The organism is Nocardia yamanashiensis NBRC 100130 (genome assembly GCF_001613325.1).
GTDB lineage: Bacteria > Actinomycetota > Actinomycetes > Mycobacteriales > Mycobacteriaceae > Nocardia > Nocardia yamanashiensis.
This window is the reverse complement of the sequence record NZ_BDCD01000025.1, coordinates 38,881-54,397: the sequence shown is the minus strand read 5'-3', so window position 1 is coordinate 54,397 and position 15,517 is coordinate 38,881. Positions and strand designations below refer to the sequence as shown.

General features: G+C 67.0%; 11 protein-coding genes. 4 read left to right on the top strand and 7 right to left on the bottom strand.

Annotated features, from left to right (window positions below):
- The first annotated feature begins 55 nt into the window (after positions 1-55).
- Together NY1_RS29025 and NY1_RS29020 are read left to right on the top strand one after the other, a co-directional pair.
- Positions 56-3,748, top strand: a complete 3,693-nt coding sequence (locus NY1_RS29025) for a multifunctional oxoglutarate decarboxylase/oxoglutarate dehydrogenase thiamine pyrophosphate-binding subunit/dihydrolipoyllysine-residue succinyltransferase subunit (protein WP_067720188.1) — start codon at positions 56-58, stop codon at positions 3,746-3,748.
- A gap of 194 nt (positions 3,749-3,942) precedes the next feature.
- Positions 3,943-5,268 (top strand): FUSC family protein, encoded by a 1,326-nt coding sequence (locus NY1_RS29020; protein WP_157762532.1) that lies wholly within the window; start codon positions 3,943-3,945, stop codon positions 5,266-5,268.
- On the opposite strand, the gene NY1_RS29015 is transcribed toward NY1_RS29020, so the two are convergent.
- Positions 5,248-6,486, bottom strand: a complete 1,239-nt coding sequence (locus NY1_RS29015) for a vWA domain-containing protein (RefSeq protein ID WP_067720184.1) — start codon at positions 6,484-6,486, stop codon at positions 5,248-5,250. The genes NY1_RS29020 and NY1_RS29015 overlap by 21 nt on opposite strands.
- A 120-nt stretch (positions 6,487-6,606) precedes the next feature.
- Here NY1_RS29015 and NY1_RS29010 point away from each other — a divergent pair, with 120 nt between their 5' ends.
- Together NY1_RS29010 and NY1_RS29005 are read left to right on the top strand one after the other, a co-directional pair.
- A complete protein-coding gene (locus NY1_RS29010; RefSeq protein WP_067720390.1) occupies positions 6,607-7,299 on the top strand; it encodes a PadR family transcriptional regulator in 693 nt (230 codons plus the stop codon).
- Positions 7,300-7,387: 88 nt separating this feature from the next.
- Positions 7,388-8,881 carry a DHA2 family efflux MFS transporter permease subunit gene (locus NY1_RS29005; RefSeq protein WP_067720181.1) on the top strand — a complete coding sequence of 498 codons (1,494 nt, stop codon included), beginning with the start codon at positions 7,388-7,390 and terminating at the stop codon, positions 8,879-8,881.
- A gap of 55 nt (positions 8,882-8,936) precedes the next feature.
- On the opposite strand, the gene NY1_RS29000 is transcribed toward NY1_RS29005, so the two are convergent.
- From NY1_RS29000 to NY1_RS28975, 6 genes are all read right to left on the bottom strand, one after another.
- A complete protein-coding gene (locus NY1_RS29000; RefSeq protein WP_067720179.1) occupies positions 8,937-9,557 on the bottom strand; it encodes a Uma2 family endonuclease in 621 nt (206 codons plus the stop codon).
- A gap of 108 nt (positions 9,558-9,665) precedes the next feature.
- Positions 9,666-11,192: a molybdopterin-dependent oxidoreductase gene (locus tag NY1_RS28995; protein ID WP_067720177.1), complete on the bottom strand. Its 1,527-nt coding sequence runs from the start codon at positions 11,190-11,192 to the stop codon at positions 9,666-9,668.
- Between the two features lie 71 nt (positions 11,193-11,263).
- The gene (locus tag NY1_RS28990; RefSeq protein ID WP_067720175.1) at positions 11,264-11,686 is read right to left on the bottom strand and encodes a VOC family protein; all 423 of its coding nucleotides are present in this window, start codon (positions 11,684-11,686) and stop codon (positions 11,264-11,266) included.
- Positions 11,687-11,834: 148 nt separating this feature from the next.
- Positions 11,835-13,631, bottom strand: coding sequence for an AMP-dependent synthetase/ligase (locus NY1_RS28985; RefSeq protein WP_067720173.1), 1,797 nt, complete (start codon positions 13,629-13,631; stop codon positions 11,835-11,837).
- A 124-nt stretch (positions 13,632-13,755) separates the two neighbouring features.
- Positions 13,756-14,670 (bottom strand): alpha/beta hydrolase, encoded by a 915-nt coding sequence (locus NY1_RS28980; RefSeq protein WP_067720171.1) that lies wholly within the window; start codon positions 14,668-14,670, stop codon positions 13,756-13,758.
- A gap of 10 nt (positions 14,671-14,680) precedes the next feature.
- On the bottom strand, positions 14,681-15,511 hold the full coding sequence (locus NY1_RS28975) for an SDR family NAD(P)-dependent oxidoreductase (protein WP_067720169.1): 831 nt from the start codon (positions 15,509-15,511) through the stop codon (positions 14,681-14,683).
- Positions 15,512-15,517 lie beyond the last annotated feature (6 nt).

Below are 15,517 nucleotides of genomic sequence, written 5' to 3'. Positions count from 1 at the left end.
TGCTGTGAGCAGCTCAACAGACCAGTTCGGACAGAACCAGTGGCTTGTCGACGAGATGTACCAGAAGTACAAGCAAGACCCCTCGTCCGTCGATGAGAGCTGGCACGAGTTTCTGGCCGACTACACGCCGGAGAACACCGGCGACACCGGTAACAGCAAGCCGGTAGCCGCTGCAGCTCCCCCCGCCCCCGCGCCGGCCGTGGCGCCCGCTCCCGCCCCCGCTCCGCAGCCCGCCCCCGCTGCCGCCGCGCCTGCCCCGGCCCCGGCTCCGGCTCAGGTGCGCGCCCCGCAGACCACTCCGGCTCCGACTTCGAACGCCGCCCCCACCACGGGTGGCCCGAAGCCCGCCGCGACGGACGAGGCCCAGGTACTACGCGGACCGGCCGCGGCCATCGTGAAGAACATGTCGGCGTCGCTGACCATCCCCACCGCCACCTCGGTGCGTGCGATCCCGGCCAAGCTGATGATCGACAACCGGCTCGTCATCAACAACCATCTGGCCCGCACCCGCGGTGGCAAGATCAGCTTCACCCATCTGCTGGGTTACGCCATCGTGCAGGCCATCAAGTCCTACCCGAACATGAACCGGCACTACGCCGAGATCGACGGCAAGCCGAACGCGGTCACCCCCGCGCACACCAACCTCGGCCTGGCCATCGACCTCAAGGGCAAGGACGGCAAGCGTTCGCTCGCGGTCGCGGCCATCAAGAACACCGAGGACATGAGCTTCGCGCAGTTCCACAATGCGTACGAAGACGTGGTCCGCCGGGCCCGCGACGGCAAGCTCACCACCGACGACTTCGCCGGCGTCACCATCTCGCTGACCAACCCGGGCACCATCGGCACCAACCATTCGGTGCCGCGCTTGATGCAGGGACAGGGCGCGATCATCGGCGCGGGCGCCATGGAGTACCCGGCCGAGTTCCAGGGCATGGGCGACGAGCAGCTGGCCGAGATCGGCATCGGCAAGCTCATGACGCTGACCTCCACCTACGACCACCGCATCATCCAGGGCGCGGAGTCCGGTGACTTCCTGCGCACCATCCACAACCTGCTGATCTCGGACCAGTTCTACGACGAGATCTTCCACGGCATGGGTGTCCCCTACGAGCCGGTGCGCTGGCGCAAGGACATCAAGGAACGCGGCATCGACAAGTCGACCCGCGTCCAGGAAATGATCAACGCGTACCGCAGCCGCGGCCACCTGATGGCCGACACCGACCCGCTGCGCCTGGTCAAGGACAAGTTCCGCTCGCACCCCGACCTGGATGTCACCCAGCACGGCCTGACCCTGTGGGACCTGGATCGCGAATTCAATGTTGCGGGCTTCCACGGCCAGGAGCGCATGAAGCTGCGCGACGTGCTGTCCATCCTACGCGACGCCTACTCGCGGCACGTGGGCGTGGAATACACCCACATCCTGGATCCCGAACAGCTGCAATGGATTCAGGAACGGGTCGAGCAGAAGCACGCCAAGCCGACCGTGGCCGAGCAGAAGTACATTCTGTCCCGCCTGAACGCGGCCGAGGCCTTCGAGACCTTCCTGCAGACCAAGTACGTCGGCCAGAAGCGCTTCTCCCTCGAAGGCGCCGAATCGGTCATCCCGATGATGGACGCCGTCATCGACCAGTGCGCCGAGCACGCCCTCGACGAGGTCGTCATCGGTATGCCGCACCGCGGCCGCCTGAACGTGCTCGCCAATATCGTCGGCAAGCCCTACTCGAAGATCTTCACCGAGTTCGAGGGCAATATGAACCCGGCCGCCACCCACGGCTCCGGCGACGTGAAGTACCACCTGGGCGCGCAGGGCACCTACATCCAGATGTTCGGCGACAACGACATTCAGGTGTCGCTGACCGCCAACCCGTCGCACCTCGAGGCCGTCGACCCGGTGCTGGAGGGTCTGGTTCGCGCCAAGCAGGATCTGCTCACCAAGGAAGACATCGTCACCAAGGGCGAAGAGGATCGCTCCTTCTCCGTCGTGCCGCTCATGCTGCACGGTGACGCGGCCTTCGCCGGACAGGGCGTCGTCGCCGAGACGCTGAACCTGTCGGGCCTGCGCGGCTACCGCACCGGCGGCACCGTGCACATCGTGGTGAACAACCAGATCGGCTTCACCACCGCGCCCGAGTACTCGCGGTCCACCGAATACTCCACGGACATCGCGAAGTTCATCGGCGCGCCGATCTTCCACGTGAACGGCGACGACCCGGAAGCCTGCGTGTGGGTGGCCAAGCTGGCCGTCGACTACCGGCAGAAGTTCCGCAAGGACGTCGTCATCGACATGATCTGCTACCGCCGTCGCGGTCACAACGAGGGCGACGACCCGTCGATGACGCAGCCGAACATGTACGACGTGATCGACACCAAGCGTTCGGTGCGTAAGGCGTACACCGAGAGCCTGATCGGCCGCGGCGATATCTCCATGACCGAGGCCGAGGCCGCGCTGCGCGACTACCAGGGTCAGCTGGAGCGGGTCTTCAACGAGGTCCGCGAGCTGGAGAAGTACACCCCGGAGCCGTCCGAATCGGTCGAGGACGAGCAGGTCATGCCGACCACGCTGGTCACCGCCGTGGACAAGACGGTGCTGCAGCGCATCGGCGACGCGTTCGTGAACGTGCCCGAGGGCTTCACCGTGCACCCGCGCGTCAAGCCGGTGCTGGAGAAGCGCCGCGAGATGGCCTACGAGGGCAAGATCGACTGGGCCATGGCCGAACTGCTGGCCTTCGGTTCGCTCATCGACGAGGGCAAGGCGGTCCGCCTCACCGGTCAGGACTCCCGCCGCGGCACCTTCTCGCAGCGGCACTCGGTCATCATCGACCGCAAGACCGGCGGCGAGTACACCCCGCTGCACAACATCGGGTCCAAGGCGCCGGGCTGGTTCGCGGTGCACGACTCGGCGCTGTCGGAGTACGCGGCCGTCGGCTTCGAGTACGGCTACTCGCTCGGCAACCCCGACGCGCTCGTGTTGTGGGAGGCCCAGTTCGGTGACTTCGTCAATGGCGCGCAGACCGTCATCGACGAGTTCATCTCCTCCGGCGAGGCCAAGTGGGGCCAGCTCTCCGAGGTCGTGCTGCTGCTGCCGCACGGTCACGAAGGCCAGGGCCCGGACCACACCTCCGGTCGTATCGAGCGCTTCCTGCAGCTGTGCGCCGAGGGTTCGATGACGGTGGCGGTCCCCTCCACCCCGTCGAACTACTTCCACCTGCTGCGCCGGCACGCCCTGGACGGCATCCGCCGCCCGCTGGTGGTCTTCACCCCGAAGTCCATGCTGCGCAACAAGGCTGTGGTGTCCGAGGTCGAGGACTTCACCGACAACAAGTTCCGCACCGTGCTCGAGGAGCCCACCTACGAGTCGGGCAACGGCGACCGCTCGAAGGTCAAGCGCGTGCTGCTGACCTCCGGCAAGATCTACTACGAGCTGGTCGCGGAGAAGCAGAAGCACAACCGCGACGATGTCGCCATCGTGCGCACCGAGCAGCTGTACCCCATCCCGAAGTTCCGCCTCAACGAGGCGCTCGAGGGATACGCGAACGCCACCGACCTGGTCTGGGTCCAGGAAGAACCCGCCAACCAGGGCGCCTGGCCGTTCTTCGGCCTGAACCTCCCGGAAATCCTCCCGGCCCGGTTCGGCAAGCTGCGCCGCATCTCCCGCCGCGCCATGTCGGCCCCGTCCTCGGGTTCGTCCAAGGTGCACGCCGTGGAACAGCAGGAGATCATCACCGAGGCCTTCGCCCCGACCGTGTAATCCCTCCGAAAGCCCGTGCGAGGCCGGATCTCCCACCGAGATCCGGCCTCGCGCCGTTTCCCGGGGTTCACTCGGACTCACGATCAGCGCGCGAGCTTCGTCAGCCGACGCCGACCGCGGTGAGCGGGACCGGTATGAACCCGTGAGCTATCGGCCCGCGAATAGTTAGCGGGGCTTACGTGTTTATATGGGGTATGGAGTCGGGATCGGAGTTGGGTGGGGCGCTGCCGGAGGTGGCGCGGGTGCGGGCGTTGCTGTTTGCGGTGCCTTCGGTGCGTAGCCGGGTGGGGGCCGGGGTGCGGTCGGGGGTGGCGTTCGGGGTGCCGGCGGCGGTTGTGGTGGGGATGGGGCATGCGCAGGAGGCGTTGTTCGTCACACTTGGTGCGTTCGCGATCATGTATGGGGATGGGCGGGCTATTAGGACTCGGGGGATGTTCGTGTTCGTGGCGGGTGCGGCATTGCTGGCTGCGGCCTTGGTGGGTGCGGGGGTGGGGCGGGCGGTCATCGGGTTCGGTGGGGCGGCGGTGGTGACCGCCGTATTCATTACCGTGGTCGCCACGATGGCGGTTGCGTTGCTCACTGGATTGCGGGCCGGGCCGCCTGGGGGATTGTTCTTCGCCTTGACCGGGTCGGCGGCGATGGTGGCGGCCGAGAGCGGGGTGCCGGTCGGGGTCATCGCGGGATATGCCGCGCTGGGGTGGGTTTCGGCCTTGGCGGTGACGGGGGTGAGCATTGCCGTGGATCGATGGCGCGGGGCTAGTTGGGCGAAGCCGGAGGTGCCGAGTGTGGGATATCGGTTGCGGCGGGCGGCTTCTCCGCATTCGCATACCTGGACGACGACCGCGCGGGTGCTGGTGGCCTGTGGGGTCGCGGGTGGGATCGGGGTGGCGGCGGGGTCGTTGCGGCCGCATTGGGCGGTGATCTCGGCGCTGGTCATTCTGGGTGCGGGTCCCGACCGGGTCCGGGGGCACGCCAAGGCGATTCACCGGATAGCGGGGACTATCGCGGGACTGGTGCTGTTCGCCGGGTTGTGGCAGTTGCATCCGTCGGGCTATGTGCTGGTGGTCATGCTGGCGGTGCTGATGTTCGCCATCGACTTGTTCATCGCGGGGAATTACGCGCTCGCGGTGACCTTCCTGACGCCGACCGCCATGTTCGCGGGCGGGGCGGGAACTTTGAGCGGCTCGGCGGGACCCATCATGCGGGATCGCTTTCTGGAGACTCTGATCGGTGTGGCGGTGGCTGCCGTGGCGCTGAATGTCGTGGACCGGCACGCACATCGGCGCGGCCTGCACTGGACCGAACAGCGAGTACGCACGGCGGCAGCGGAATTGGCCGCGGCGCCCGCCGGCGATCCGGACACGGACCGGCTGCGAGTCCAGCTGGACTTCGAGCTGAGCGGCTATCAGAGCGCCGGAATCGACAGTGCCCACAATGATTCCGCGTGGATCGAAGAACGCTGGGACTCACACACCGAACTGGTGGCCCACGGGCGGAAACTACTGGAGCACGCCGGCTGACCGCGCCGCCCGCAGCCAGTCGGGAAATTCGCCGAGCAGGCGCGAGTAGAGATCGGCATCGGTGAGCCGGTCGATATCGTCGACCGCGAAGAATCCGGCATTGTCGACCACACGACCGTCCATTTCATCCATGCTGCGCAACAGCCCGTAGTTGGCTTCGCCGAGCCCGACGAACTGCCAGAAGGCGGGCAGCGCGGCCGCTTCCCGCATGAGCGCGGCGATTTCGCGTTTCTTGCGGAAGCCGCCGTCTGTGAAGAACAGCACCAGGGTGGGCGGGCCGCCCGGCCGCAGCGTCGAGATGATTTCCTGCATGATCGGCTCTTCCCGATTGCTGTTGCCGAGCGGGGTGTAGTCGATGCCGCCGTGCGTGCCGGACAGGTGCAGGTAGGTTTCCGCCCATTCGTCCACGGTCGCCACCGTGACGTCAGGCAGCCGGGTGTACCCGATGGCGTACAGGTAGGGCTCGAGTTTCCCGTCGTCGTCGAGCTGAATGGCGACCGGAATCATGCGCTGCACCACCCGGTGCACCACCTTCTCGTGATAGAGCCTGGCCATGCTGCCGGTCTTGTCGATGACCAGCACGACGCGGGCGCGCACCTCGCCCGCACCCTTGGTGAGCAGCACTTTCACGACTTCCCGCTTGCGCAGATCGAGCCGCTCGCGCTTCTCTAGCGACAGCTTCTCCTCGCCCGGAACGGTCCGCACGCCGGGTTCGGCCGCCGGTTCGTCGTCCACACTCACGCCGTGATCGGTGACGAGCGCGGCGAATCCGCCCGCGTAACCCTGCCCGACCGCGCGCAACTTCCAATCCGCCCCGCGCCGATACAGTTCCAGCCCGATCACCACGGATTCGCTGGACAGCCCATCGATCACGTACTCGCACAAGGGATTCTCCGAAGCATCCCGCACCAGCAACCGAGGCGGCGCGAACGCTCCGAACGTGGCGGCGGGATCGGACAACGTCAGCACCACCCGCACCTGAGCGATCTCCGCGGGCACGTCCGCGAACGAAACCCGCAGCACCCCAGACGTTCCCGGCTCCAACCGCACCCCCGGCCCGCTCGCCTGATTGAAGAAGATGAAGTCGGCGTCGGAACGCACCTTCCCGTCCGCAGTGACCAAGAGCGCCGAAACATCCACTTCCGCCGCCGAACGCACGGTCACCAGCACCTCCCCCGCGCCGATCGCCGTGTTCTGTCCTTTGACCAGTTCCGTCACGGCCCACTCCCGTTCATCCAGCGAATCCGTGAGCAGCCTACAAACAAGGAGGGTTGTGCGCGCATGTTCCGCGTCGTATATTCCACGTGGAATATTTGGCACGGAAGAGTGGAGGATGCCGTGAGCGGGAAGCAGGCGGGGCCGGTATTGACGCCTCTGGCGATCTCGGTGCTCGCGCTGCTGGAGGAGAACCCGATGCATCCCTACGAGATGTATCAACTGCTGATGAACCGGCACGAGGACGAGCTGGTGAAGATCAAACCCGGCTCGCTCTACCACACCGTGGCACGCCTGGCCGAGCAGGAACTGGTGGTCGCGGAGGGCACCGATCGGGCCGGTAACCGGCCGGAACGCACCACCTACCGGATCACCGGCACGGGCACGGCGGCACTGCGCGACCGGATCGCCGACATCCTGCGCCGGCCGGTACAGGAGTACCCGATCTTCCCGGTCGCTCTGGCCGAAGCGCACAATTTGCCGGTGGGCGAGGTGACCACGCTGCTGCGTGAACGCATCACCTGGATCGAAGGCCGGCTCGCGGAGTACGACGCGCTGCGGGAATGGGCCCGGTCCCGGGAGGTGCCGCGCCGCTTCTGGGCGGTCATCGACTACGTGGCCGCGCTCACCGCCACCGAGGCCGAATGGCTGCGCGCCTTCATCGCCGATCTGGACAGCGGCGCGCTGGAGTGGGAGGACTTCGATCCCGCCACCGGCGAACGCACCACCGCCCCCGCCGCCCCCATGGGCCACGACTGGGCCGCCTGCCTCACCCCGGAGGACCTGGAATCCGTCCGGAGAGGCGGTGCCCGATAAACCCTTCCGCCCCATGCCATTCCGACTACTTCATGCCATCGGCGGCCCCGCGCCTCGCGACCGCCCATTCGGGACAGGAACGTAATCCATGACCACACAACGCAATCCGTGGCTGGCGCTATACGCGCTGGTCGTCGGGTTCTTCATGATCCTGCTGGATATGACCATCGTCGCGGTGGCCAATCCGGCGATCATGGAAGCCTTCGACGCCGATTTCAACAAGGTCATCTGGGTGACCAGCGCCTACCTGCTCACCTACGCGGTGCCGCTGCTGGTGACCGGCCGGCTCGGAGATCGCTACGGCCCCAAGAACATCTACCTGCTCGGCCTGACCGTGTTCACCGCCGCCTCGCTGTGGTGCGCGCTGTCCGGCTCCATCGAGATGCTGATCGCGGCCCGCGCGGTGCAGGGTCTGGGCGCGGCCCTGATGACCCCGCAGACCATGGCCGTCATCACCCGCACCTTCCCGCCGGACAAGCGCGGCGCGGCCATGGGCCTGTGGGGCGGCGTGGCCGGCCTGGCCACCCTGGTCGGCCCGATTCTCGGTGGCGCGCTGGTGGATTGGAAGGGCTGGGAGTGGATCTTCTACATCAACGTGCCCGTCGGCATCATCGCCTTCGGTCTCGCGGTGTGGCTGGTGCCGTCCCTGGAAACCCATGAGCACAAGTTCGATCTGGTCGGCGTCGCGCTCTCCGCGGTCGGCATGTTCCTGCTGGTCTTCGGCATTCAGGAAGGCAATACCCGGGATTGGGACGGCGTCATCTGGGGCATGATCGCCGCCGGCCTGGTGGTGCTGGGGCTGTTCGTCTACAACCAGTCCCGCAATACCGGTGAGCCGCTGGTCCCGCTGGGCCTGTTCAAGGATCGCAATTTCGCGCTGTCCAGCCTGGCCATCGCGGCCATGGGCGCGGCGGTGACGGCGACCTTCGTGCCGTTCTACTTCTACCTGCAGCAGGTGCGGGACATGTCGCCGACCAAGTCGGCGCTGGTGCTGGCCCCGATGGCCATTCTGACCGGCGTGTTCGCGCCGATCATCGGCAAACTGTCGGACAAGATGCCGCCGCGGGTGCTGCCGACCGCGGGCTTCCTGACCTTCGCGGCCACCATCTTCGGGTTCGCGGTGCTCATGGAGCCGGATTCCTCGATTCCGGTGTACCTGGTGCTGGGCGGTATCGCCGGTATCGCCAACGCCTGCATCTGGGCGCCGCTGGCCTCCATCGCCACCCACAACCTGCCGATTCAGCAGGCGGGCGCGGGTGCGGGCGTGTACAACACCACCCGCCAGGTGGGTTCGGTGCTGGGTTCGGCCGCGGTCGCCGCGCTGCTGTCGGCGCGGATCGCCGCGCAGCAGCTGCCCAGCGGTCCGGTCGGCGAGGGCGCCGCGGGCAGTGGCGGGTTGAGCCACCTGCCGCCGGAGGTCAAGGCCAAGGTGCTGGAGAAGCTCAGCACCGCGTTGAGCCAGACCATGTATCTGCCGGCCGCGATCCTGTTGATCGGCGTGGTGGCGTCCGCGCTGTTCATCGGCTTCGACAAGTCCGACAAGGGCGTGCCGGCGCTGCAGAAGACCGACGCCGGGCACTGACCTTGCGCCGCCGCGTGCGGCACAGGCCCCCGTCTCGGCGGGGGCCTGTGCCGTGTCAGTAGACGAGCCCGATCAGCCGGGTCCAGTCCAGGCGGATCTCGATGGGCATATCGATGGTGGTCTCGCCGCTGATCGGGGTCAGGCGCTTGTGCGGGCGATAGTGCCCGAGCACCAGCACGTGAGTCTGGATGGCGCTCACCCGATCTCGATCCATGTAGACCAGCCAGTACCAGGGGATTCCGGCGAGGGCGTACTCCGCCTGCTTGTCCGCGGTGTCGACCCGCTCGGTCACCGGCGACACCACCTCGATTGCCACCTTCACCCGGGACGCGGGCAGCGGCCCGACATCCGAGGGCGAACAGGTGAACATGGCGATATCGGGCCGCCGCAACGTGACTCGCGGCCATTCCCACAGCATGAGGTCGGGGTCCAGCCCCACCCACAGCCAGCCGTCGTTGTACCGGCTCATATGGGTTTCGGCGGCCGCCTCGAGCATGGAGGCGATGCGTCTGGCCGCATTGCGATGCGGCTGCGGCGGCGCTTCCGCACGCACCACGTCCCCGTTCACCACCTCCACCAACCGGCAGAAGTCACGGGGCAACTTCTTCCAGACATCCAAGGTGACCGGTTCAGGCTGCAGGTTTTCCGCCCGCGCCCACTCGAGCACTCCGCTCATGCGCGCTCCCTATCAATGGGACGACTGCCGCGCCGATCGTAGACCGCGCACCCATACGAAACGGCCGTTCGGCATTTTCGCCACTCCGAAAACCGCGCGGTCGGCGTGTCAGTCGATGCGGACGGTGATGGACGGATACCCCGTCGCACCGTCAGGCACCACGTCCTGGCGCTTGTCGGTCTGGGTTTCGCCGTTGCCGTCGGTCGACCGGGCCCAGACGGTGTGCAGACCCGGCGTGGCGTCCCAGTCGAAGGCCCACTGCCGCCAGGTGTCCACCGACGGTTCGGTGGCCAGGCGGGCGGGCTGCCATTCGCCCTGATCGATGCGGACCTCGACGCCCTTGATGCCGCGATGCTGTGCCCAGGCCACGCCCGCCACGGTGACCTTGCCGGCGCGCAAGGTGCCGTGACCCGCAGGTGTGTCGATGCGCGTCCCGGTCTTGATCGGGCCGTACTCCGACCAGCCGCGTTTGGTCCAATACGCTTGGGCGCGATCGAATCTGGTGATCTCGATTTCGGTGACCCACTTGGTCGCCGATACGTATCCGTACAGGCCCGGGACCACCAGGCGGGCCGGATAGCCGTGCGCGGTGGGGAGCGGTTCGCCGTTCATGCCGACGGCCAGGATGGCGTCGCGGCCGTCGGTGAGCACCGACAGCGGGCTGCCCGCGGTGAAGCCGTCGATGCTGCGGGACAGCGCCATATCGGCGTCGGGATGCGGACCCGCTTCGGCGAGCAGGTCTTTCAGCGGATAGCCGAGCCACATGGCATTGCCGATCAGATCGCCTCCGATCGGATTCGAGACGCAGGTCAGGGTGACGAGGCGCTCCACCGGGGTGCGGGAGGCGAGATCGGCGTAGCTCAAACGGATTTCGCGATCCACCATGCCGTGAATGCGCAGCGACCAATCGGCCTTGCTGACCTGCGGGACGGTCAGCGCGGTGTCGATGCGGTAGAAGTCCGAGTTCGGGGTGACATAGGACGCGAGGCCCGGAATCTTCAGGTCCGCGCCCGGATCCACCGCCACGGCCGGGCCGCTCGGCTCCGGCAATTGCACGTCGGCCCGCTCCCCCGACACATCCCGCGACCGCACCCCGATCACCCGGCCGAGTACGCCCGCACCGACGCCCACTGCGGCAGCGGTGGCGAGCCCGCGCAGCACCTGTCGCCGCTCGATCGCCACATCGTCGGATTCGGTGACGGACTCGAACTCCCCGATCCGCCGAATCAGGCTGCGCAGCACCGTGATTCCCACGATTACACCGAGAATCGACGGCAGCGCCCAGGTCCACGCGGCATGCGGCCGGGCCACCGCGGCCACGGCGGCGCACACGCCGAAGACCGCGAAGATCGCCGACCCGACCGGCCGCGACACCCGTTCCACCAGCCCCGCGACGCCCGCCACTACCAGCGCGACCAAGCCCATGAGCACGAACAGCACCAGTTTGTCGTTGGTGCCGAAGCGGTCGATCACCCACTCGCGCAAGCCATCCGGCGTGTGGTCGACGATCGTCGCCCCGACCGCCTGCAACGGCGTGCTGTCGGCGCTGATCCACACCGCTGCCACTTCGGCGACGCCGAGGATCACCACCCCGGCGGCCACACCACTCGCAATACGAAGTTCGCGCCCGGTCACGAATCCGACCCTACTGCTGGAACGGACCCGTGAGCGGGCGCGAATGATGACGTTACGGTGACGCCGGGGCGCTACCCCTTCGAGCCCGTGAAGTTGATCATCCACGGCACCGAGTACTTGTCGTTGACCATGCCGAAAGCTTCCGCCCATTCGGTCGGGCCGTAGGGCATGGTCACCTCGCCACCGGCCGAGAATTCATTGAACAGCCGCTCGGCCTCTTCGGCGGATTCGACCTCCAGCGAAACGGTGAACCCGGCCCGCGTGTTGTCGATGTCCTGTCCGGGCGGGCAATCGGAGCCATAGAGAAGATTCGTCTCGCTCAACGGCAACGCCACGTTCGCGACCCGCGAACCGAACTCCGGCGGCATCTCCCCGGCGCCTTCCATATCGCTGAACCGGGTGAGCCGAAGCTCTCCGCCCAGCACGGACGCGTAGAACACGAACGCTTCCTCGCAATTGCCATTGAAGATCAGGTACGGGTTCGCGGTAGGCATGGGTGTGCTCCTTTGTCGTCGGCCTCTGGAGCGGGCCGCAGCCCACTCACCAGCTACGACGGTACGCCCAGCGGAAATTCATCGGTCCCGCCGGAAAAGAACGGAGCCCGAGCGAATTGCCCGGGCTCCGTGGTCTTTACGACGCAGATCAGCCGCCGTAGATCGCGTCCACGTCGGCGGCGTACTGCTTCATCACCACATTGCGCTTGAGCGACATCTTCGGGGTGAGCTCCCCACCCTCCTGAGTCCAATCCACCGGCAGAATGCGGATCTTCTTGATCGCCTCGGCATGCGACACCAGCTTGTTGGTGTTCGCCACCGCCTCGTTGATCTCCGCGACCAGCGCCGGGTTCTCGATCAGATGCTCGATGGTGGTCTCGGCCGGAATATTGTTGCGTTCCTTCCAGCCCGGCAGCGCCTCCGGATCGAGGGTGATGAGCGCGCCGATGAACGGCTGCCCGTCGCCGACCACCATGACCTGGCTGATCAGCGGGTGCTGCCGCAGCGAATCCTCGAGCATGGCCGGCGAGACGTTCTTGCCGCCCGCGGTCACCAGGATCTCCTTCTTGCGCCCGGTGATCGAAATGAAGCCCTGCTCGTCGATGGCGCCCAGGTCACCGGTCTTGAACCAGCCGTCGGCGTCGAACGCGTCGGCGGTGGCCTCCGGGTTCTTCCAGTACCCGGCGAACACCACCGGGCCCTTGATCAGCAGTTCGCCGTCCTCGGCGACCTTGGCGCCATGCCCCGGCAGCGGGCGGCCGACCGAGCCGACCTTGATGTGCTTGGGGGTGTTGACGCTGACGGCCGCGGTGGACTCGGTCAGGCCGTAACCCTCGTAGATGGTGACGCCCGCGCCGCGGAAGTAGTGGCCCAGGCGCGCGCCCAGGGGTCCGCCGCCGGAGACGGCCGACTCGCACTGCCCGCCCATGGCCTCGCGCAGCTTGCTGAACACCAGCTTGTCGAAGACGGTGTGCTTGAGCTTGAGCACCAGGCCGACATTGCCGGACTGCAGCGCCTGGCTGTATTCGATGGCCACCTCGGTGGCGTAGTCGAAGATCTTGCCCTTGCCGCCGTCGTGCGCCTTCTGCTTGGCGCCGTTGAACACCTTCTCGAACACGCGCGGCACCGAGAGGATGAAGTTCGGCTTGTACTGCCCGAACTGCTCGACCAGCGTGGACCAGTCGGCGGTGTGCGCGACGGTGACGCCGGCGTCGAACGCGGCCAGCGCGACGGCGCGCGCGAACACGTGGGCCAGCGGCAGGAACAGCAGCGACTTGCGGCCGGGCCGCAGGAATTCGCTCATGGCGCTGCGGTCGGCGGCCGATTCGGCGTACAGGTTGGCGTGCGAGAGCATGACGCCCTTGGGCCGCCCGGTGGTGCCGGAGGTGTAGATGAGGGTGGCCGGGGAAGCGGCCTTCACCTGGCCGCGGCGCTCGTGCACGACCGAATCGTCAAGGCCCGCACCGCGTTCGGTCAGGGTCGCGATGGCGCCCTGGTCGATCTGCAGCACCTCGGCCAGCTCGCCCAGCCCGCCCTCGATCTCGGCGATGGTGGCGCGATGCTTGTCGTTCTGCACCACGGTGAGCTTGGTGGCGGAGTCCTCGAGGATCCAGCGCGCCTGCTCGGCCGAGGAGGAGTCGTAGATGGCGACGGTGCAACCGCCGGCCGCCCAGATGGCGAAGTCCAGCACGACCCACTCGTAGGAGGTGGCGGCCATGATGGCGACGCGGTCACCGAGCTCGATCCCGGAGGCGACGAGGCCCTTGGCCACACCGGTCACGGTCTTCGCGAACTCGGTCGCCGTGACGTCGTTCCAGCCGCCCTTGCCATTCGGAGTATTGAAAACGACCAGGTCGGGCGTCTTCTCCGCATGCCGGTAGGCGCCATCGGACATATTGGCGTTTTCCGGGATGGTGTAGGTAGCCGGGACTTCGAACTCTCGCATCGCTGCCCTTCCACAAAGTTGATACTGGCGGGTAATTTACGCCACGGTTACCGGCAACGCCCCACGGACCGCCGGATCAGGTGGTACAACACCCGATCCGACGGCCGTCACCTGTGTTTCGTCACTATCCTACGGACCGGGTTTGCGCAGGTCGCAAGGCTTGCCGTAGGAACTCCCCCAGTTCACGCGTGACCGCGGCGGCGGGGGCCACCAGGAACGCCTGCAACTGGGCCACATGCCAGAGGCCGCGGGTCTCGGTGAACTGCACCGGAACACCCGCCGCTTCCAGCTTGGCGGCCAGGCGGACGGCCTGACCGTGCAGCAGCTCGTCGACATCGGCCTGCACGTAGGTGGCGGGCAGTCCGGCCAGGTCGGCGAGCAGCGGCGCGTAACCGGTGTCGTTGCCGTCGCCGTCGCCCAGGTAGGCGGCGGCGCAGGCGCGCGACCACGGCTTGTTGATGACCAGATCGCGCTGGCGGTCCGGGATTTCGTTCGGATCGGTCCACGGGGCGATCAAGCCCAGCGCGGCCGGGACGAACCCGTGCCGGTCGCGCAGGCGCTCGGCCAGCGCCAGCGACAACCCGCCGCCGGCCGAATCACCGGCCACCGCAATGCGTTCCGGCTTGAAACCGAAGGAGACCAGTTCCAGGAACGCCGCCTCGGCATCGTCGAGAGCCGCCGGATACGGGTGCTCCGGGGCCAGGCGATAGTCCAGAACCTGCACCGCACAACCTGTTTCGCGCGCCAGCAGCCCCGCCAGCCCCCGATGGGTGGCGGGCGAACCGACCGCGTAACCGCCGCCGTGCAGGTACAGCACGGTGGCCGCGTCCGAGACCGGGCCCACCGTCACCTTCTCGGCGGGGCGGCCGCCCAGGCGGACCTTCTCCACATGGATGCCCCGGGGCGCGCCCTGCAGCGGTGCGCCCGCGTTCATCAGCGCCCGCTGCACCGGGAACGGCAGCCGATGGTGCAGCATCACCCGGAAGACCGGGTTCAGCAACGTACGAGCAAGGGGCAGTGGCAGATTCAGTTCTGGCATATCCAAATTCCTACGGCAGGAAGCGCTTCTGCACCACAGCCGAAATCCGCTGATAGTACGAGGCGGTGGTGCGCACGAAGAGGTCGAGAGCCTTGGCCTCCCAGCCGATCAGCACCCGGCCGTGTCCCTTGCGGACGCCTTCGGTGATGACCTGGGCAGCCATTTCGGGGGTATGCAGGGCCAGCTGCTTGTCGAACAGCGCGGCCAGGTTCTTCTGATCCAGGCCCTCGGCGACGGTGGCATTGCGCGCCACCGCGGTCTTGATGCCGCCCGGGTGCACACAGGTGACCTGGACCGGGCTGCCGTTCATCAGCATTTCCTGGCGCAGCGCCTCGGTGAAGCCGCGCACCGCGAACTTGGCGGCGTTGTAGGCGCTCTGGCCGGGGACCGCGATCAGGCCGAAGAGGCTGGACACGTTCACCACGTGGCCCGAACCGGATTCGATCAGGTACGGCAGGAAAGCCTTGGTGCCGTTGACGACTCCGTAGAAGTCGACGTCCATGATCCGGTCGATGTCCTTGAACGAGGTGTTCAGCACGTCGCCGTGGTGGGCGATACCGGCATTGTTGTAGATCTGGTTGACCTTGCCGAAGTGTTTCTTGACCTCGTCGGCGTAGACCAGCACGGCCTCGCGCTCGGCCACGTTCAGGCGATCGGACTTGATCCGCACGCCGTACTTCTCGCAGCGGCGCACGGTCTCGGCGAGACCCTCGGTGTCGATATCGGAGAGCGCGAGATCCGCGCCGCGCTTGGCCAGGTTCTCCGCCAGCGCCCGGCCGATGCCGGAACCCGCGCCGGTGATGACACAGACCTTGCCCTGGAAGTAAGCATCGTTGCTCACGGTTAC

Bases quoted from the DNA above. Each gene is read 5' to 3' on its own strand.
- NY1_RS29025 (WP_067720188.1), top strand. From the start codon at position 56: ATGTACCAGAAGTACAAGCAAGACCCCTCGTCCGTCGATGAGAGCTGG.
- NY1_RS29020 (WP_157762532.1), top strand. From the start codon at position 3,943: ATGGAGTCGGGATCGGAGTTGGGTGGGGCGCTGCCGGAGGTGGCGCGG.
- NY1_RS29005 (WP_067720181.1), top strand. From the start codon at position 7,388: ATGACCACACAACGCAATCCGTGGCTGGCGCTATACGCGCTGGTCGTC.
- NY1_RS29000 (WP_067720179.1), bottom strand. From the start codon at position 9,557: ATGAGCGGAGTGCTCGAGTGGGCGCGGGCGGAAAACCTGCAGCCTGAA.
- NY1_RS28990 (WP_067720175.1), bottom strand. From the start codon at position 11,686: ATGCCTACCGCGAACCCGTACCTGATCTTCAATGGCAATTGCGAGGAA.
- NY1_RS28985 (WP_067720173.1), bottom strand. From the start codon at position 13,631: ATGCGAGAGTTCGAAGTCCCGGCTACCTACACCATCCCGGAAAACGCC.
- NY1_RS28980 (WP_067720171.1), bottom strand. From the start codon at position 14,670: ATGCCAGAACTGAATCTGCCACTGCCCCTTGCTCGTACGTTGCTGAAC.